The following is a 16662-nucleotide window of genomic DNA, read 5'->3' as shown; positions in this document are numbered from 1 at the left end:
CCTACCCGCCGGAGCGGGTAGGGCAGCTGGAAAGAGAGTGGATATCAGAACGCAATATCGAAGTCTTTCTTCGCGTTCGTGGCGTCGAAGAAGGCATCCTCGTTCTTGATGAACGGCGGGATCTTCTTGCCGGCCGCATAGTCGGCCATCGTTGCGAAGGCCTTCGGCCCGAACAGCGGGCTGCAAGCGCAGATAGCGCCGATCTTGCCGTCGATGATCGCCTGAACGCCTTCCTTCTCGCCGTCGATCGACAAGATCAGCACATCCTTGCCCGGGGTCTTGCCGGCGGCTTCCAGAGCGGCGATGGCGCCCAGCGCCATCTCATCATTGTGCGCGTAGATGATATCCGCATCAGGGTGCGCCTGAAGCAGCGTCTCGGCGACCTGCCGGCCCTTGTCACGGGCGAAGTCGCCGGACTGCGACGCCAGGATGGTGAACTGCGAGTGCTTGGCGATGAAATCGTCGAAGCCTTTCTTGCGGTCGGTAGCGGCCGAGGCTCCGGTCGTGCCTTCCAGCTCGATGATCTTCGACTTGCCATTGGCGTTCTTGATCAGCCATTCCCCGACGCGGGTCGCCTCCTCGATGAAATCCGAACCGATGAAGCAGACATAATCCTCGCCCGGCTTGGCCATGGTGTGATCAACGTCGCGGTCGACCAGAAACACCGGTATGCCGGCATCGCGCGCGGCAAGAATGACCGGCACCAGGGGCTTGTCTTCGCGGGGCGGCAGGAAGATTGCGTCGACGCCCTGCGCGATCATCGAGTTCACGTCGGAGGCCTGCTTGGCCGACGAACCGGCGGCATCCGTGTAGACCAGCTGATGGCCGAGCTTGGCGGCTTCGTCCTGCATGCTCTTGGTCTCGGCAAGGCGCCACGGATTGTTGCTTTCCGTCTGGGCGAAACCGACCTTGTACTTGTCCTTCTTGGCGAGTGGCGGGAGCGCCGCGAAGGCGCGTGAGCCGAGTGTCAGCGCGACCGCGCCGGCGGCGGAGCCAACCAGTAGTTTTCGACGGGTAATGATCATGCTCTTTCCTCCTTTATTGTCGCTTTCAGCGACTGTGTAATTTCCTCACGATATCGGCCCAGACGGCTTCGGCGATGACGCCGTCGGCAAGCTGGATCCGGCGCTATGCCGCCTCCAAAATAAAGTCGGCGCAGCGGTCGCCCAGCATCATGGCGGGCGCCGCCGTATTGCCGGCATTGATGTTGGGGCAGGCCGACATGTCGGCAACCCGCAGATTGTCTATTCCGCGCACGCGCAGCGCCGCGTCCAGCACCGCCATCCGGTCGCTGTCCGAGCCCATCCGGCATGTCCCGGCCGGATGGTAGTTGGTCTTCACAAAGCGCTTGCAATGCTTTGTCATGGCTTCGTCGCTGAGATCATCCTGGCTTGGCACGGCAATGGCCTTGACCCGATCGGCGAGCGGCTTGGTCTGAAAAACCTGCAGGAAATAACGCTGGCCGGAGATCATTTCCCTCATGTCGTCGGGATGTTTAAGGAGGTTCGGCGAAACGATCGGCATGTCCTTCGGATCCGCCGAACGCAGCCTCACGAAACCGCGCGACTTTGGCTTCACCACCACTGTCGTCACGGTAAGCCCATAGGTGTTCTCGACCAAGGTCAGGATATCGCGGTCCAGATAGACGTGCGGTACGCAGAAGGCCTGGATCGTCGGTTCGCCCTCGGGATCGGCCGGATTGACGAAGGCTCCGGCCTCCACCCCCGCTGACAGGATCGTGCCGGTGCCGAAGAGCTTGAAATGCAGGCCGTTCCTGATCATCCTCCAGCCTTGGCCCTGCCTGAAATAGCCGTATGGGCCGTTTGCGGTGGCGATGATCGGCACCTCCGGATGGTCGATCAGGTTTTCGCCGACCCCGGGCAGGTCGGCGACGCAGGAAATGCCGTGCCCGGCAAGCGCCTCGGCGGGGCCGATGCCGGACAGCATGAGCAGTTTCGGCGAGACGAGGGCACCGGACGAGACGATCACGTCGGCATCTGCATGGACGGTATGCTCGGCGCCCGACGCATCCGAATAGACGACGCCGGTGACCCGACCGTTTTCGATCAGCAGCCGGCTGACTGTGCAATTGAGTTTCAGCGTCAGCTTGGGATCATTCGTCAGCGGCTCGATGAAGGCATAGGCGGCGCTGCTGCGCTTTCCCCGCCGGTTCATGAACTGGTAGAAGCCGACCCCGCGCTGCGACGGTCCGTTGAAGTCATGGTTGTACGGCAATCCAAGGCCTTGGACGGCCTGGACGAACCAACGGGAAACATCATCGATGTGGCCTGGATCCGAGACCAGCAGCGGACCTTCGCTGCCATGCAGTTCGCCGCCGAGGCGGTTGTTTCCCTCCATGCCGGTGAAATGCGGCAGCACCGCCTGCCAGTTCCAGCGCACGCCGGCATTGTTGCCGCGCAGCAGTTCGTCCCACTCCTCATAATCGGCCGAGCGGCCTCGCATGTAGACCTGGGCGTTGACCGAGGTGCCGCCGCCCAGCACGTTGCCTTGCGAGATTTCATGGACGCGGCCGTCGAGATGGGCCTGCGGCTCGGTGCGGTGATAGCGCATGAATTTCGAGCCGTTGATCATCTTGAAGATGCCGGGCGGCATGTCGAGCAAGGGATGATGATGGGAATGGCCGGCCTCCAGCAGCAGGGTTCGCCGTCCCGCTTTGACAAGCCTTGCCGCCGCGACGCAGCCGGCTGCTCCGCCGCCCACCACGATATGGTCGTAGGACTGCGTCATGCTTCCGGCGCCTCACGGCTTTCGAATGTACCGCGGACATACTCCCAGGCCGCCGAGAGGTGGTTGAGCAGCGCCCGCTCGGCGCCGTCAGGATCTCGCTCAATGATGGCCGTGCAGATTTCACGATGGCTGAGGAAATTCACGCGGTTGCGCTCGGGCGACCGTGGCATGCGCATCCAATGCGGCGACAGCCATGCGGTAAATGCCTTGTGCACGACAGGCAGCACCGGGTTGCGCGCGATGTCATAGAGCGCTGCGTGGAACGCCACGTCCGTCGCATAGAATTTCTCGGAATCCGGGATGGCCGCCTCGTTCATCGCCAGCGCCGCCCTCAGGGCTGTGACGTCATCCTTGCGGGCATGGATGGCGGCGTTGCGCGCCAGCGACGCCTCGAGGAAGACGCGCATGTCGTAGAGGTTCTTCACGCCCGCCTGGTCGCTCAGCAGATGTCCTACAATGCCGTCGAGGGCGCCGAGCGCGGCATCCAGGCCAGGCCGGCGCGCCACGGGCCGGAACCGCGGACGCGCTTCCACCAGGCCGCGGCTGGCCAGGCGCGCAATCGCCTCACGCACAACGCCCCGGCCGACACCATACTCGATCATCAGTTCGCGCTCGGCCGGCAGGTAGCTGCCGTCGCCAAGCCTTCCGGACGTGATGTCGGCCTCTATGCCGGCCACCATCGCGTCGGCCGCGCGGGCGGCGAGAATAGCCGCGGGCATCTCAGGACGCTCTTCCGTATCCAGCAAGCCTTTTCCTCCCAGATGGTCCTGTTATTAGAAGGTAAATCGGACCAAAGCACAAGCGGTTTGATGCTTTTGTAGGACCAAAAATGACAGACTGGCTTCAGAATCGCTGAAAGATCAACCACATTGTTGCTAGTCAGCGCTGCCGGTGCAATTATGGTCCGATGAAAAAACCTGAATGGAGCGCAGCATGAGCCGCACCGAAATCAAGGAAGTCGAGACCCGGCTGTTCCGGGTCCCACTGCGTGAGGTGATGACCGATGCCAAGCACGGCGCGCACACGCATTTCGAGCTGGTCACCGTCACGCTGAGGCTTGCCGACGGCACCGAGGGCACAGGCTACACCTACACCGGCGGCAGGGGCGGCTATGCGATCAAGGCAATGATCGATCACGACCTCGCGCCGTTCCTCAAGGCTCGCGACACGACGCAGATCGACACGATTTACGACGGCATGCTCTGGCACATCCACTATGTCGGGCGCGGCGGCATCGCTTCTTTCGCGATTTCGGCGATCGACATCGCGTTGTGGGACCTCAAGGGCCGGCGTAGCGGCCTGCCGCTTTGGCAGATGGCGGGCGGGGCCGGGAAGAGCGCCAAGGCCTATCGCGGCGGCATCGACCTAAACTTTACCCTCGATCAGCTTTTGGCCAGCATCGATTCCTATCTCAATGGCGGCTTCACCGGGGTGAAGATCAAGGTCGGCAAGGACGACCTGGCCGAGGATGTGGCCCGGGTGAAGGCAGTTCGCGAGCGCATAGGACCTCATGTCACCTTTATGGTTGACGCTAACTACGCGCTCGACGTCCCGCGAGCGATCGAGGCAGCGAGAGCATTCGCCGCCTACGATCTGCTGTGGTTCGAGGAGCCCATCATACCCGACGACTATGAGGGTTACGCCAGCATTGCCAAGGCGACCGGAATGCCCCTGGCAATGGGAGAAAACCTGCATGTCATCGAGGAGTTCGAGCATGCCTTCGCTTGGTCGAATCTCAGCTACATCCAACCCGACGCCTCCAACTGCGGCGGGGTCACAGGCTGGCTGCGCGTGGCGGCGCTCTCACGCAAGGCTGGCATTCCGGTCTGCAGTCACGGGATGCAGGAACTTCATGTCAGTCTCGTTGCAGGTCAGACAAATGCCGGCTGGGTGGAGGCGCATAGTTTCGATATTGACCTTTACACCACCGAGCCGCTTAGGCTTCAGGATGGTTTGGCGATAGCACCCGACGAGCCTGGAGTGGGCGTTGTCTTCGACTGGCGCAAATTGGCGGATTTTCGCCAATAGCGCCCCCTGAACGGCGGCACGGCCGCATGCATTTTGTCCGGATCCTGATTCCTCGTTCCGGCAACGCGGAGAGCCCTTCGACAGGAAGACTTCGACCGTCTGAAGAACGAATTCGCCGCCGCCGCAGCCAGCGGGCATACCGCTTATCGGATGCCACACTTACATTTGTAATTGCAGCGACGCTTCACCGGCTTTAACTCACGCGATCATAGCAGCGACACGACAAATGCAGGCGGCCGCCCGAACACCGGCAGAAGCTGCAAGCATTGGGTGCGCCTGCAGGGAGGCGGCGATGGTTGCAACGCGTACGGACACTGCGCATGCGGTTATGGAGGACTTCATTCTATCGCGGCACCGCTCACTGGTCCGCGAAGTTGGATTTTACGAGGCTATGAGTCAAACCCGACAAGCGATCGCCGCATCGCGCGAGGTGCTGAGGCGCTTTCGCGAACGTCAGGGCGACGACACTGCTCGAGCAAAGAATGCAGACCGTGGTCCTGTCGCCGTGTCAGCCTTCGATGCCGACATCATACGCGCTGCATGCCGAGATCTGATCGCGGAGATGAACGTGCCCGAGTGTCAATGGCGCGAGCTGGCGCGAAGTCTGGTGCGCGAATTCGTGGCCTGCGAGGAGACCGAAGCCGGTTTGGTGGATTGGATCGTCCGCCGGCCAGCGATGACGAAGACGGACGAGGCCGGCCGACCGGAGCCAGCCGACGAGGCGGCGAATGAGCCAGGAGTCAGTCGACCGCAATCAACGCGAGCAAGCAGATCTCCCGGCGACTTGTTGCGCCGAACTGCGGTGGTCCCAGGATCGGAAACTTTGGCGAGCGGCTTGGACACATCTGATCCTCCTCGTTTTTAGGCGTCCGGCCCCGTGTCCGCATTCGGAGACGAATGCGTCCAGCCGACTGTCTAAGGCAGACGGCGACGGCCATGTCGCGTTGCTCCCGGCCTTCGCTCACAAAGGAGCCCAAGCCGGACGCCAACCAGGCTGCATTAGGCCAATGGGAACAATTTGCGCGGGCCGAGCTTGGGCTAGCGTCGTACAGAGGTGCAAGTATGCAAGATAATTTTGACCGAGCTTCATCCGTCGCGGAGGTTGCGGAATCATTCGTGAGATCCCGGAGGCCGTTCTCTGTCGTATCGACCCGGGATGCGGTCACGATTGTCAGGAAACAGGCAGCTTTTTGCGAGCATACGGATGGCGAGCTTGCGGAGTTGGTGGCGGCAATTGCGGTCAGGCATGGTCGATTGGTCGCGTTCGATCTTGATCTCGACGACACAGGCTTGGAGATCGGTCGCGCAGCATAGCCAACGCCTCACGCAATGAGATAGCCACCGTCAACCGGCAAAATTGCCCCAGTGATGAATCCCGCGAGCGGCGAACACAAGAACAAGGCGGGGCCGGTCAGGTCGCCCGGCGTACCCCAGCGACCCATCGGAGTGCGTTTCATCAATTCCGCGTTGCGAGCTGGATCGGCCCGTGGCGCGGCGGTCATGGCGGTCTCGATCCAGCCAGGCGCCAATGCGTTTACGCGGATGCCATCCCCGGCATAGGCGATGGCGAGCGACTTGGTAAGTTGCACGATGGCGCCCTTGGATGCGGCGTAAGCCGGCGCATGAGCCGCGCCGAAAAACGCGAACATCGAGGCGATGTTGACGATGGCGCCCCCGTTCGAGAGTGCCCCTCGGAACGCGCTCGCACTCCGCATGGAGCCGGTGAGATTGATATCGACCACCGTTTCGAAACCCTGGACAGTGAATTCGGCGGCGCGCAGGTTTACCCCTGCGCAATTTACGAGCGCTGCAACGGATGTGAACTGACTGGAATATCCTTCGACCGCAGTCATGTCCCGGACGTCGAGTACTGAATACGAGACGGGGGTGCCGCATGCACGAGCGGCCGCTACCTCGGCGGCCGTGGCCCCCGTCGCGTGGACGATTGCCCCGGCCCCGGCGAACGCCATGGCGATGCCGTTTCCGATGCCTGTCGTGCCTCCGGTAATGACGACGGTCTTGCCCGCGAAGAAGGGCATCGCCCATATGGAATCGGTCACCAAGATCTCCTCGTTTCGCCTCTGTGGCGGAGCGCGAACTTACCGCAGCGGAAGACAAACGGGCGGATGTCTACCGCACGAATTGATCGACGAAATCGTCCCCGAGACCCACGCTCGCATAGTGGCTTCTGCACATGTCGATCTTGGTGAAAACGTCCTCGAAACCAATCTGCTTGTTATCCTTGTCCAGGTAAACCATGCAGCCGGAGATGTTGAAGAAGGTGATCATCTCGGGCACGTCGCTTGGGACCGTGAGCGTGTGGATTTCACCGGGCGGCTCGAAAACGTAAGATCCGGTCTCTGCCACCCAGTCGTGTTCAAGGTAGTGCCAACGCCCCTTGATCACATAGCCATGCACGGGGGCCGGATGCAGATGACGGCTTAATATCCCGGCCCGGCGTACGCGGAGCAGATTGCACCACTGGCCTTGCATTGTGTTGAGCATAAGTGGTCGGAACCACACGCCCTTAGCCTGTGGGACCCAGACACGCTCGTCTTCGGGGACGGCAGCGATCGCGATCTCTTTCGGTGCCAGGGGATGGGCGGAGCCGTTGAAGGATTGATACATAGGAACCTCTGTCGCCAATTCATTGGAGTCCATATCAGCGCGATCCTAACAACTGGGCCGAGTTCTGCCGAGGCGCAATCGGGCGCCCACGCATTGGGAAAGTTGTCGGCGCGCGCCCGCCCGCTGCCGCGACCGCAAGCGGGAAGGGTTTCGGGATGGTCCGTTGGGCGTCGAAGACGATCAGTGGGTTCCTTCTTGCCTTATCATGCGGCTATCCGGGAGTGCACCGGGCTGGTTCTGGTCTGGAAGCCCCGGTTTCGGACTTCCAAGGCCAGCAAGGCGAGTTCGACCTCGTCCAATCGCGACGGGCGTGCATTTTCCGGCATGCCTTCGGCGGTGGCCAGGTCGATCAGATACTCGTTCCAGGCCCAGTTCTTGAGCACGGCGCGTTTCTCGTCGGGTGCGAGCACCGGGTCGTCCACGACCTCCATCGGAGAGGCGTAGAATGTCTCGGGCTCCGAAAGCGCCGTCTGTATGTGCGCTGTCTGTGCACCGGCGCCATAGCCGTGACTTGCCTGGAGCCAAGCCAACTGCAGCCGCTGCCAAACCAGGTCGGAAAAGGCCTGTTTTTCCTCCGATACATGTTGTCTCCTGATCTTGGCCGGGGAAGCAGGAGGTGCCGCCTGCACCACGTAATTGAGGCCTTGACGCTCGGCATAACGGATCGCCGCTTCCAGCGTCGGAAAGTTCAGTTCAACCTGGGTCAGGGTGTCCCGGCCACCGGTATAGCCCATCAGCGGCTCGATGAACGGGGCTGTGCGGCGTTCGAAGACCAATCGCCAGTCCCTGTGGGGCTTTGCCGAGGTCATGGCCGAGCGGCAGGGCTGGTAGATCCGCGCCACTGCGCCCTCCGGAAACACTGACCGTCCCATTGACAAAGCCGGCCCGTCTAGACGAGGCCGATTGTCATTGTCCGGCCGGACGGACGTCTTGGTTAGGTTTCTGTTGTCGCTGCTTTGAACTGTCTCCATTGCCTGTCCCTCCCGTTATGAAGGGTCGCACGGGCAGCGGCCGTAAGGGCCGCCACCCATACTGCATCCGTCAGTTCTTCCCGTTGATTGCGATCCGCTTGGCCTTCGCCTGCGCCCGCTCGGTCTTGGGCAACGTCACGGTCAGCACCCCGTTCTTGAAGGCGGCGTTGACCTTGTCTTCTTCAACCTCGTAGCCGAGCGGAATGAGGCGCTCGAAGCGACCGTAGAAGCGCTCGGAGAACTGCCGGTCCTTGTCCTCGGTCTCGGAACGCTTCTCGCCTTTAAGCTTGAGCGCCCCATTTTCCAGCAGGACTTCTATGTCGCTCTCGTCCAGGCCAGGTATTTCCGCCGTGACGCGGACTTCCTTGTCCGTGTCGGAGATTTCGACACTCGGCCAATTGGCGGCGAAAGAGGGACCGAAGGCCGGCAGTCTGGCGCCAAAGCTGCGGAAGGCGTCATCGAACAGCCGGTTTACCTCCCGGTGGAGGGAGACGAAGGGGTCTCGATCTCCGTCGGGGAAGAGACTGGGCGCCGAGTTTCCGTTGCCCCGGCCCCATGGGATCAAGTCACGTACGCTCATTGTCTTTCTCCTTTTGTAGGTCTCTGAGTCGGGCGGGACGCCCGGCTCAAGCGAAAGCCTTCATGGTGGATTGCTCAGGCGGCCAGCTTGTCGGTCTCGACCTTGGGCGCCTCGATCTTCGGCATGGGAGCCCCGCTGGAGATTTCGATCTTGCGCGGTTTCATCTCCTGGGGAACCTCGCGCTTGAGATCGATGCTCAGCAGCCCGTTCTCAAGGCTGGCGCCCTCGACTTTGACATGATCGGCCAGTTCGAACCGACGCTCGAAAGCGCGCCCGTTGATGCCACGGTACAGATACCGGCCGTTCTCATCGCCGGATTGCGACCCGCTCACAACCAGCATGTTGGGCTGGTGGGTGACGGTCAGCTGGTCCTGCGAGAAACCGGCGACCGCCATCGTGATGCGATACTGATCATCATCAACCTTGGCGATATCGTAGGGCGGCCAGTTGTCGAACGAGGCCACACGGCTCGCACTTTCAAGCATGTCGACCATGCGGTCGAAGCCGATGCTGGACCGGTATAGAGGGGTAAAATCGAGGTTTGTCTTCATAGCCACATCCTCCTTTGAGCAACATGGACAACAGAAGGCGCCAAGAGCCTTGCCGCCTCCTGGTGTTGCCGGCCCCATTAGGCTGCCGGCGACCATCAATTTAGAATCGCGACTTACACCTTCAAGAGCAAGAATAGGAAAATTTTCATCGGCAATCTGGGCGAACGCACCAATGCCACCCCTTCCGCCGGCGGGGTCACTCGCCGACGGGTCCATGGCGCAAGAACAACGACGTCGCCCTTAAATCCGATCGACGAATGGTATGAACGCGGCCACTGCCGCGCTGTCACTGCAGTCAGGACCGGCACGCTCATCCGATTGATCCAACTGTTGCAACGCATCCATGATCGTGTCGAAGGTGACCGGTTCACCCGCTCGCGGCAGCATGCGAAGCGCTGGCACGGATTCTACGGCGCAGGCATCCGATGCCCATGACGAAAGAATGGCGCGCTTCTCCTGAGCGTCCAGGGCAACATCGGCCAAAACGTCGTGGGGATGTTTGAAATCCGCGCCGGATGCAGCAAGCGGTCCAGAAAAACGTCAGGGGCCCACGGGTTCAATCGATGCAAAATAGCTCGAAATGGGTCCTTCCATGGATGGTCCTCCGCTTCAGACAATCTCATGCGTGTTTGGCGGCTCTCGCCAGCGGCTGTCGATCACGACCAGGCAGATCATCCAGGAACGACGCTCAACGACTTTCCCTAGGTGATGTCGATACCGAGACTCATCGTCCGGCACCCTGGGCGGCTCGATCACGACCGAAGCGAACGAGCCGTTCGCGATCGAGGGTGGCGATGCTGCACTTCCCCAGATGTTCGGAGCATAGCGAGGGCTGCGGCCTTGGAGCGGCGAGGGGACTTGCCTACATCGCACATGTCGTCGATATGGAGGTCGATGAGTTCGCCGAAGGCTTCAGGCGCGCTAACAGGGCTTTGTCGGCGTCTCACTGCGATCGACTTGGTGTCGGTGCCCCGGCGCCGCGCGACGTCGCGTTGCAGGAAGGTCTCGCTGACGCAGCGTGTGCGGCAGAAGGTTATGATGTTAAACAGATGCTGAAAAATCAAATCAAATGTTTATGAGGGTTCGTGTGCAATACTGCACACGCAAGTTCCGCTTCTCTTCTTTTCTCGTTCCTACGAGGGAGCTGCCGAAAGGCCTTTTCGGACCCTCTTTTGCCGACGATTGCGTCGTCCAGTTTGCTGGGGTTCCTGGAAGCTTTTGGAACTTCCTGCGTCGCGGGTCAGCCCGAATTGCGCTTGCTTATGGACTCGTTAAGCCTGTGGTCGGGAGGCTCGGACCGCACCGGCCCACGATATCGCGTCGGCGGCGCCGCACCCTATTAGATCGCTTATGGCTGGCTGCTGCTCAACAGGGCGAACGTCTACGACGCCCGCCTTCCGCATGAGCCAGGCAGGACACAGTTCCTTCAGTACCGATTTGAGATAGTCGACCATGCAAAGGCAACGCGCGTTGCCGCCTGCCGGTTCCGCCGCCGACTTGGCGCTCACATACCGAGCGTTTGAGCGCTTCCGACACGTCGAGCCGCCTCAGCGAACAACTCAGCCGCTGCTTGCACCTTATCGGCAGCCTCTTCGACCCGATCGAAGCGCGTCAACACACGACATTGGAGCATCGACAACCGCGCCGCATGGTAAAGCTCGCTGCGCTTGTGACCGTCCAAGTCCAAGGATTGAAACAGCATCGTCATGGCGAAACCCCTCCCCTCCGGTGCCCGGCTCTCGTCGAAGGCCGGGCCGTTAGACTGCGATCAATAGTCGGTGTCATAATCGTTGTTGTCGTCCTGCTGAATGACGACGTGACGGCGGTGATGCATCGGACGGTTGATCGATCCGGTGACCACAAAGTCGCTGGACCGGTGATGATGCCGGCGCCAGGCGCGCTCGCCATTGTCGTAAAACGCCTGCTCGCCATGATGGCGGCGATGGAGACGGTGTCCGTTCCGATAGATGACCACACGGTCGTTATTGTTGTCGTCCCAATAATGGCGGTGGTGATGTCGCTGGGTCTGGACGACGATGCCTTCTTCTGCGGACGCGACCGCAGGCGCAGCCAAGCAAAGCGCCAATGCGCCAAGGATGATGGTCTTCATTTCGAGTTCTCCAAAAACCTAAAACGCCCTTCGGTAAGGAAACTTTGCTCAACGACTTTGGTTCCGGCATCGATCGAGACGTGCCCATGAGCACCGTGCGCAAACTCGCAGCGATCAGACGCCAACTCGCGCAAATAGCGGCGCTCGTCGCTGAGATCGAAACGGAGTTCGAGGATCGGAGTTCTGGAGATTGGGTCGAGACGGCGGTTGCCGCCGAGGCTCTCAGCCAGAAGATCGGAAAGGTTTCGGCCGGCGCGTCGGCGGCAGATGGAAAGCCGAGGTAGCGGCTAGGCGGGAATATTTTCGGCAAACGTGACAAACGCGACGGGACGCATCGCGTTTGCGATGGACATAATGGCAATGAACATCGCTGCCAAGATATCTCGCTCTTCGAAAACGGCCAGCGCCGCTTACTTCAGATCAGCACTGAAGCTCCCGAGACCGACCTCGGAATTCGTCGCGGCGGAAAATGCCTACCGCAAAGAACCGACGCTCGGCGGAGTCTGAGCGGCAGGCTCGAAGCACTGAAGATCGAAGCCAACATCGACAACCCTTCCAGGGCGAAGATTCCGACGCCCGGCACCGATTCCTTCAAGGACCAGACCGGCGGCGGCCGGCACTTCGAGAAGATTGGGGTCACCAGTGCGCAGCCGGCCGTTACAACTGCAGGTCCAATCAGCCGGACATGCGCCGATTTCAACGGCATCACCAGCCAACTGATAGGCGCGAGCATCTCCAATTTCGTGAGGCTGTCGTCCGGCTTTGTGATCTGTTCGGGCTACATCGATGCCATCAACACCAACAACACCAACAACACTGGCGCAGGCAACGCCGCTAACAATGACATCCTGTGGGGTGACGACGCTGGTTATTTGCAAATGGCACTTCTATCCCGGGGCCCATTGGCCAAGGATCGAATTTCGTGTCGTACCCTTGGCAGGTTCCCAGTACTGCCATTTCGACCGGCGTGCCTGTGGTGACGACATGGCGCCACGAAGGCGGGAGCCTCTATTCTCCGTCAATGGCGGCATCGAGGCGTCCGTGGCGTCGGGTAATACCATCAACGATTTGACGACGCGCAAGATGTGCCTCGGCAAATCGGTTGGCGGCTATCTCGACCGCAGATTTTTGAGCTTGCAACGTTCTCGACGGTACCGAGCGCACCCGAGAGTGACACCGTCATTGCCGATTTCATGGCCCACATCGGTGCAGTCTGATGGTTGCGGCAACCTTCTGGCCATGATGTGCAACCAATCGCGATGCGCTAGTTTATGAGTTCGAAGCCTGCGACTAGACCCACGCTGCGTTCAATCTGGGCAGTGTACAGCCCTTTGTTCGCCACGTTGCCCCAGATGTAGAACACGGCGACAGCGGCAAGGATCAACAGAAATATTCGCATGATCTGCGCCTCGGTAACGTGGTTTGCCCACGGCGCCTTAGGCGAGTTGAAGGTTTCGGCCCGAGTCCGCGCGCATCCTCAACACCAGCAGGCGCGTCGCTGCGAATGGCGTCAAGACAATAAGCGCCATCGTGGTGTTGACTAAGAGCGACAGCAAACAGATCGAGCTTTGGGCGTAGCAAACGGATTCCATGACGTTCCCCTTTTCCATCGTTACTGGTGGCCTCCGTGCGGCAAGAATGATCCTGGTTCACGAGAAATACAAGCAGTTGCTAATACGTTGATATTTCCCCTAGGGTTGGGGCAACGATGCGAAATCGACGCCGGTCAGTTGTTTGGATAGCGATTGCCCTTGTCCTGGCGGCGTTGGCGATCACGGCGGCGATCATTGGCTTTCAGAATTTACAGCGCTCGTCACCGATCATGGTCTCGGCTGTCTCGGCCTTTAATAGTGGGGGGCTCGTCCCTGGCCCCACGGTTAAGGCGCCCTCGAAAAACCTTGGTGCTGTTGCTACCGGTAGGGATATCTGGCTCGAAGTCTCATGGAAGTTTTTCGGGGAGTTGCGGACGCTGGATACCGTAACTGTCGGCGACCTTCGGGCAAGGCGCCTGGTGCGCAGTCATGATGTGCCCTCAAGCGCCAATTCCGAGATCTGGTTCATATCAGCCGGCAGCGGCGACATATTGGAAAACACAACGTCGACCGACATCGGGTTCACTTTTGATGGCGGCAACCCGTCTGTCACGGCGCAGATTTACAGAGTGGTTGGAGCTTCTGAGATACCTGCCGCGATAGCTGCAGAAAGCGGCGACAGGATTACCATCACCATTCCAGCCGATGGCATCGCTTTTATCTCGCTCATCGCTTCCGGCACCACCTCCGGGTCCATGAGCAATGTCACCGAAGATTTTAGTGCCCTTTGTGGAAAGGATTTCCTTGGCATCCATGCATCAACAAGTTCGACCTCCGCTGAATCAGAGACTGCTACGTTTTCGGGAAACTCAACGGCAGATTTTGCTGCTGTCGCACTTCAGTCGGCCGCAGCGAGATAGCTAACCAGCCAGCGCCATTCCAAAGCAAACGCCTAGGCCGACAGCGAGGCCAAGGAACAGCTTGGCGGCAAGATCGAGGGCGAAGGCGCGGACTGGGCGCCACACGTCTGAGCGGGGCTCTCTGAGGGCGTTGGCGATATCATCGAACACCGTTTCCATGGAATGATTCTAGATCGGAACTCCGGGAATGTGAATCCCCTGTTTGTTCCACTTTCGCCCCCATTGGGCAACCTGCACGGTTCGCCCGAAACCGTGCAGGCAGCAAAGGTGGCTTAACGCACCACTCTTAAGCCACTCGACTCCAGCCACGCTAGTGCCGTCTCTGCAAAGGTCGCGCAATTGTCCAAAGGATCATTGTTTTCATAGAGCGTGGCTTGATAGGCTGCTGCTATGCCTTCAAAAATGGCGGTTAGAACTTGGTCGCGGCCTCTGGCGGCGTCAGCGGCCGGTTCAACAGTCATCTTTGGTGTTTCTGGGTGTTTGCCTTCCATGAGGAAGTCGAGGAGCGCCGACACCAGCCACTCGGCGCTGTCCCTGTCCAGTTCGAGGAAGGTTGTGTGGTCGTCATCGGTCACCAGTTCCAGTGCGCCTCGCAATGGATTCCGCGATACCACCGTCACGTTACTATCCTGATATTCGACAATTTTGGTCATCACTTTGCTCCATGTTTTTTAGTGGCCGCAACGCCGCCATGGGCGCGGAAGCCGGATTGTTGTTGTTTGGAGTTGTGCTTGGGCAGCCGTGCTGCTCGTTGTCTACGACGTAAGGGCTCCCCCCTCGTCGGTTATCACGCGGCTTGATTTCCAAAGGTGCCCGGGCCGCTTCTCTCAAGGCACGCAGTGAAGGTACCTAACCCGCTCGGGCAGTCAAGAGGGCGGAGGGGGCAAGCCATGCGGCTGGCACCAACCGCTAGCTAGGCTGCCTCGTTATTCTCACCCTTGGAACATTGTGGCCTCGAACACTTCGGGCGTTGCACTGCCCCATCAGTGCACGTTCCCTTGTTCTGTTGGAACTGGCCGGCTGCCGAAAGGAGGCCGGCTTTTTGTATATAAGCGGAACCTGAAATTTGGGGGCTTTGTTGATAGAACGGCAGCGAGTGGGTGTTCGCTGCTGGTCGAGGTCCCGCAAGACTCGGCCGGGCTCGCGTCACCTCGCCGGGCGGTGCGAGCCCACAATCGCGGGCCATCTGGTCCGCTGCTTCAGCTTGGGCTTCATCAGAATGAAGGGCGACATGGTTCATCCGAATGTAGAAATTTGCGTTGGGGGGAGGTGAGAATGAGGCTACCAGGAAATGTGTTGGCTGGGAGAACGCCGAGGTGCAGTGCGGTCCGCGAAAGCGATCAATGAGGTTGAATGCACAGAACGTGCCGCCAAGACAGCCAGGTTGAAATCGCTACGCTTGGCTCAGATCTTGCCAGAGGCCGACCCGCACTTTTCGTTCAACGAGGAACTCGACTGCTCGGTACTTGTCGCCGTGCTGGCTCGGGAACCGCATAATAATCCAAAGCGGCCCGAATCCCATTCTTTCCGGCGGCTGCCCCTGCGACGAGGCCTTTGATCTCCTCAAGCAGCGCCGTTAGGCTTTGTCAACAATCGGCTTTTTTCGCCGTGGCGACCCCACATGGCTCTCAACAACGCGCACGTGCTCGGCGTCGACAGTCACCAGTGGCCGCAGGCTGACGGTTACCTTGTCGCCGTCGATGCGCGTGACCGGGCCGACTAATTCCATATCTGGCCGATCACGGCCTTCGAAGTCGAATCGACAACCGCATGCGGGAAGTCATAGGAGGGAATCGTCGCGCTTATGCCATCGGGTGTCACCCGGCCGCAGGCGGGTGCAGTGTCAAGGATGAGAGGTTGCTAACAAATGAGCGTCCGTGGCCTGAGGTTTCTCGATAAGTGGGTAGCCAAACAACTGCCCATTGTGGCGCGGGGAGACCCCATCTCGGTTGGCGACTTGAAAGACCAGTTGATGACAGCTGCCGAGAAGGCCGGGATTCCTGCCGACGAGATCAACGGCGAGCTTGAAAGCGTCTTCGAATTGATTATCGAAGTGAATCGTCGTGTCGCCGAAAGGGTGGACTTAGCCTGAGGCTTCCCCGACGTGCCGGTCATGTCCTACATGCCGGACTGCCTGACAAGGGGCTCGCTTACCTAACCGGCCAGCGCCACGCCAATGCCATCTCAGAGCAAATGTAGATCGACACCGCGAATCCGTGAATCCCCGGTTTGTTCTGGTCATGGCTTCTGCGCCGGTCGGGTCACACAGCGCTGGTGCGTTCACCCCTCCGGCTGGGCAGGGTCCGGTTCTTGGTGCCGCTCTCGTTCTTTTTCGAGGAACAGCTTGGCGAGTTCGCCCCACTCAGGATGATCCGTGGTCTTATGCTCCTCTACGAACTCGAGGAAAGCCTTGCGCAAAGCGTCAAGGTCGAAAACCCAAGATGCTCCGCCCATACCGTCGTCCATGCCCGCGACTCTCAACGGTATTAGCTTGTCCTCTCGTTTGAGCCTTCAAGAGGGATTCCCTGAGTTTCGGATTGGGAGCGCCTACATGCTTAATTGCGCGATCGCTAATATGAGTATATCTTAGGCAA

Annotated in this window: 18 protein-coding genes; 5 read left to right on the top strand and 13 right to left on the bottom strand. The window is 60.0% G+C overall.

What is annotated here, in order from left to right:
• Window positions 1-44: 44 nt before the first annotated feature.
• The 3 genes from ACYG9R_RS26145 to ACYG9R_RS26135 form a co-directional block, all read right to left on the bottom strand.
• On the bottom strand, window positions 45-1025 hold the full coding sequence (locus tag ACYG9R_RS26145) for an ABC transporter substrate-binding protein (RefSeq protein ID WP_023682467.1): 981 nt from the start codon (window positions 1023-1025) through the stop codon (window positions 45-47).
• A 103-nt stretch (window positions 1026-1128) separates the two neighbouring features.
• On the bottom strand, window positions 1129-2748 hold the full coding sequence (locus ACYG9R_RS26140; protein WP_023672663.1) for a GMC family oxidoreductase: 1620 nt from the start codon (window positions 2746-2748) through the stop codon (window positions 1129-1131).
• The gene (locus ACYG9R_RS26135) at window positions 2745-3494 is read right to left on the bottom strand and encodes an FCD domain-containing protein (RefSeq protein WP_023682469.1); all 750 of its coding nucleotides are present in this window, start codon (window positions 3492-3494) and stop codon (window positions 2745-2747) included. The genes ACYG9R_RS26140 and ACYG9R_RS26135 overlap by 4 nt, the downstream gene beginning before the upstream one ends.
• 187 nt (window positions 3495-3681) lie before the next feature.
• Between ACYG9R_RS26135 and ACYG9R_RS26130 the strand changes: the two genes are divergently transcribed.
• Window positions 3682-4776, top strand: a complete 1095-nt coding sequence (locus ACYG9R_RS26130) for a mandelate racemase/muconate lactonizing enzyme family protein (RefSeq protein ID WP_023745094.1) — start codon at window positions 3682-3684, stop codon at window positions 4774-4776.
• Window positions 4777-5068: 292 nt separating this feature from the next.
• The gene (locus tag ACYG9R_RS26125; RefSeq protein ID WP_196813622.1) at window positions 5069-5641 is read left to right on the top strand and encodes a hypothetical protein; all 573 of its coding nucleotides are present in this window, start codon (window positions 5069-5071) and stop codon (window positions 5639-5641) included.
• Window positions 5642-6098: 457 nt separating this feature from the next.
• Here ACYG9R_RS26125 and ACYG9R_RS26120 read toward each other — a convergent pair whose 3' ends face one another.
• The 7 genes from ACYG9R_RS26120 to ACYG9R_RS26090 all read right to left on the bottom strand — a co-directional run bounded on the left by ACYG9R_RS26120 (window position 6099) and on the right by ACYG9R_RS26090 (window position 11616).
• A complete protein-coding gene (locus tag ACYG9R_RS26120; protein WP_245260122.1) occupies window positions 6099-6836 on the bottom strand; it encodes an SDR family NAD(P)-dependent oxidoreductase in 738 nt (245 codons plus the stop codon).
• 70 nt (window positions 6837-6906) lie between these two features.
• Window positions 6907-7404: a 2,4'-dihydroxyacetophenone dioxygenase family protein gene (locus ACYG9R_RS26115; protein ID WP_023752250.1), complete on the bottom strand. Its 498-nt coding sequence runs from the start codon at window positions 7402-7404 to the stop codon at window positions 6907-6909.
• Window positions 7405-7607: 203 nt separating this feature from the next.
• Window positions 7608-8375 (bottom strand): NADH dehydrogenase ubiquinone Fe-S protein 4, encoded by a 768-nt coding sequence (locus ACYG9R_RS26110; RefSeq protein WP_023714224.1) that lies wholly within the window; start codon window positions 8373-8375, stop codon window positions 7608-7610.
• Between the two features lie 70 nt (window positions 8376-8445).
• Window positions 8446-8955, bottom strand: a complete 510-nt coding sequence (locus ACYG9R_RS26105; protein WP_023714223.1) for an Hsp20/alpha crystallin family protein — start codon at window positions 8953-8955, stop codon at window positions 8446-8448.
• Between the two features lie 74 nt (window positions 8956-9029).
• Window positions 9030-9506, bottom strand: coding sequence for an Hsp20 family protein (locus tag ACYG9R_RS26100; RefSeq protein ID WP_023824891.1), 477 nt, complete (start codon window positions 9504-9506; stop codon window positions 9030-9032).
• A 1504-nt stretch (window positions 9507-11010) separates the two neighbouring features.
• Window positions 11011-11214, bottom strand: coding sequence for a hypothetical protein (locus tag ACYG9R_RS26095; protein ID WP_023824892.1), 204 nt, complete (start codon window positions 11212-11214; stop codon window positions 11011-11013).
• A gap of 60 nt (window positions 11215-11274) precedes the next feature.
• Entirely contained in the window at window positions 11275-11616 is a 342-nt protein-coding gene (locus ACYG9R_RS26090) for a hypothetical protein (RefSeq protein WP_023734669.1), read from the bottom strand.
• Window positions 11617-11702: 86 nt separating this feature from the next.
• On the opposite strand from ACYG9R_RS26090, the gene ACYG9R_RS26085 reads away from it, so the two are divergent.
• Window positions 11703-11900, top strand: a complete 198-nt coding sequence (locus ACYG9R_RS26085; protein ID WP_023824896.1) for a hypothetical protein — start codon at window positions 11703-11705, stop codon at window positions 11898-11900.
• A gap of 189 nt (window positions 11901-12089) precedes the next feature.
• On the opposite strand, the gene ACYG9R_RS26080 is transcribed toward ACYG9R_RS26085, so the two are convergent.
• Window positions 12090-12494: a hypothetical protein gene (locus ACYG9R_RS26080; protein WP_155923320.1), complete on the bottom strand. Its 405-nt coding sequence runs from the start codon at window positions 12492-12494 to the stop codon at window positions 12090-12092.
• An 830-nt stretch (window positions 12495-13324) separates the two neighbouring features.
• On the opposite strand from ACYG9R_RS26080, the gene ACYG9R_RS26075 reads away from it, so the two are divergent.
• Complete coding sequence (locus ACYG9R_RS26075; RefSeq protein WP_023824898.1) at window positions 13325-14068, top strand: hypothetical protein; 744 nt, start codon at window positions 13325-13327, stop codon at window positions 14066-14068.
• A 272-nt stretch (window positions 14069-14340) separates the two neighbouring features.
• On the opposite strand, the gene ACYG9R_RS26070 is transcribed toward ACYG9R_RS26075, so the two are convergent.
• A complete protein-coding gene (locus tag ACYG9R_RS26070; RefSeq protein WP_023824899.1) occupies window positions 14341-14721 on the bottom strand; it encodes a hypothetical protein in 381 nt (126 codons plus the stop codon).
• A gap of 1214 nt (window positions 14722-15935) precedes the next feature.
• Here ACYG9R_RS26070 and ACYG9R_RS26065 point away from each other — a divergent pair.
• The gene (locus ACYG9R_RS26065; protein ID WP_023741142.1) at window positions 15936-16160 is read left to right on the top strand and encodes a DUF768 domain-containing protein; all 225 of its coding nucleotides are present in this window, start codon (window positions 15936-15938) and stop codon (window positions 16158-16160) included.
• Between the two features lie 188 nt (window positions 16161-16348).
• On the opposite strand, the gene ACYG9R_RS26060 is transcribed toward ACYG9R_RS26065, so the two are convergent.
• On the bottom strand, window positions 16349-16534 hold the full coding sequence (locus ACYG9R_RS26060; RefSeq protein ID WP_023824900.1) for a hypothetical protein: 186 nt from the start codon (window positions 16532-16534) through the stop codon (window positions 16349-16351).
• Between the last annotated feature and the right edge of the window lie 128 nt (window positions 16535-16662).

Source organism: Mesorhizobium sp. RSR565B (genome assembly GCF_054719465.1).
Note: the sequence above shows the minus strand (reverse complement) of the source record. Positions and strands in the feature narration are given on the sequence as shown.

Bases quoted from the DNA above. Each gene is read 5' to 3' on its own strand.
- ACYG9R_RS26090 (WP_023734669.1), bottom strand. From the start codon at position 11,616: ATGAAGACCATCATCCTTGGCGCATTGGCGCTTTGCTTGGCTGCGCCT.
- ACYG9R_RS26115 (WP_023752250.1), bottom strand. From the start codon at position 7,404: ATGTATCAATCCTTCAACGGCTCCGCCCATCCCCTGGCACCGAAAGAG.
- ACYG9R_RS26105 (WP_023714223.1), bottom strand. From the start codon at position 8,955: ATGAGCGTACGTGACTTGATCCCATGGGGCCGGGGCAACGGAAACTCG.
- ACYG9R_RS26110 (WP_023714224.1), bottom strand. From the start codon at position 8,375: ATGGAGACAGTTCAAAGCAGCGACAACAGAAACCTAACCAAGACGTCC.
- ACYG9R_RS26070 (WP_023824899.1), bottom strand. From the start codon at position 14,721: ATGACCAAAATTGTCGAATATCAGGATAGTAACGTGACGGTGGTATCG.
- ACYG9R_RS26095 (WP_023824892.1), bottom strand. From the start codon at position 11,214: ATGACGATGCTGTTTCAATCCTTGGACTTGGACGGTCACAAGCGCAGC.
- ACYG9R_RS26075 (WP_023824898.1), top strand. From the start codon at position 13,325: ATGCGAAATCGACGCCGGTCAGTTGTTTGGATAGCGATTGCCCTTGTC.
- ACYG9R_RS26130 (WP_023745094.1), top strand. From the start codon at position 3,682: ATGAGCCGCACCGAAATCAAGGAAGTCGAGACCCGGCTGTTCCGGGTC.
- ACYG9R_RS26060 (WP_023824900.1), bottom strand. From the start codon at position 16,534: ATGGACGACGGTATGGGCGGAGCATCTTGGGTTTTCGACCTTGACGCT.
- ACYG9R_RS26145 (WP_023682467.1), bottom strand. From the start codon at position 1,025: ATGATCATTACCCGTCGAAAACTACTGGTTGGCTCCGCCGCCGGCGCG.
- ACYG9R_RS26140 (WP_023672663.1), bottom strand. From the start codon at position 2,748: ATGACGCAGTCCTACGACCATATCGTGGTGGGCGGCGGAGCAGCCGGC.
- ACYG9R_RS26065 (WP_023741142.1), top strand. From the start codon at position 15,936: ATGAGCGTCCGTGGCCTGAGGTTTCTCGATAAGTGGGTAGCCAAACAA.
- ACYG9R_RS26085 (WP_023824896.1), top strand. From the start codon at position 11,703: ATGAGCACCGTGCGCAAACTCGCAGCGATCAGACGCCAACTCGCGCAA.
- ACYG9R_RS26125 (WP_196813622.1), top strand. From the start codon at position 5,069: ATGGTTGCAACGCGTACGGACACTGCGCATGCGGTTATGGAGGACTTC.
- ACYG9R_RS26100 (WP_023824891.1), bottom strand. From the start codon at position 9,506: ATGAAGACAAACCTCGATTTTACCCCTCTATACCGGTCCAGCATCGGC.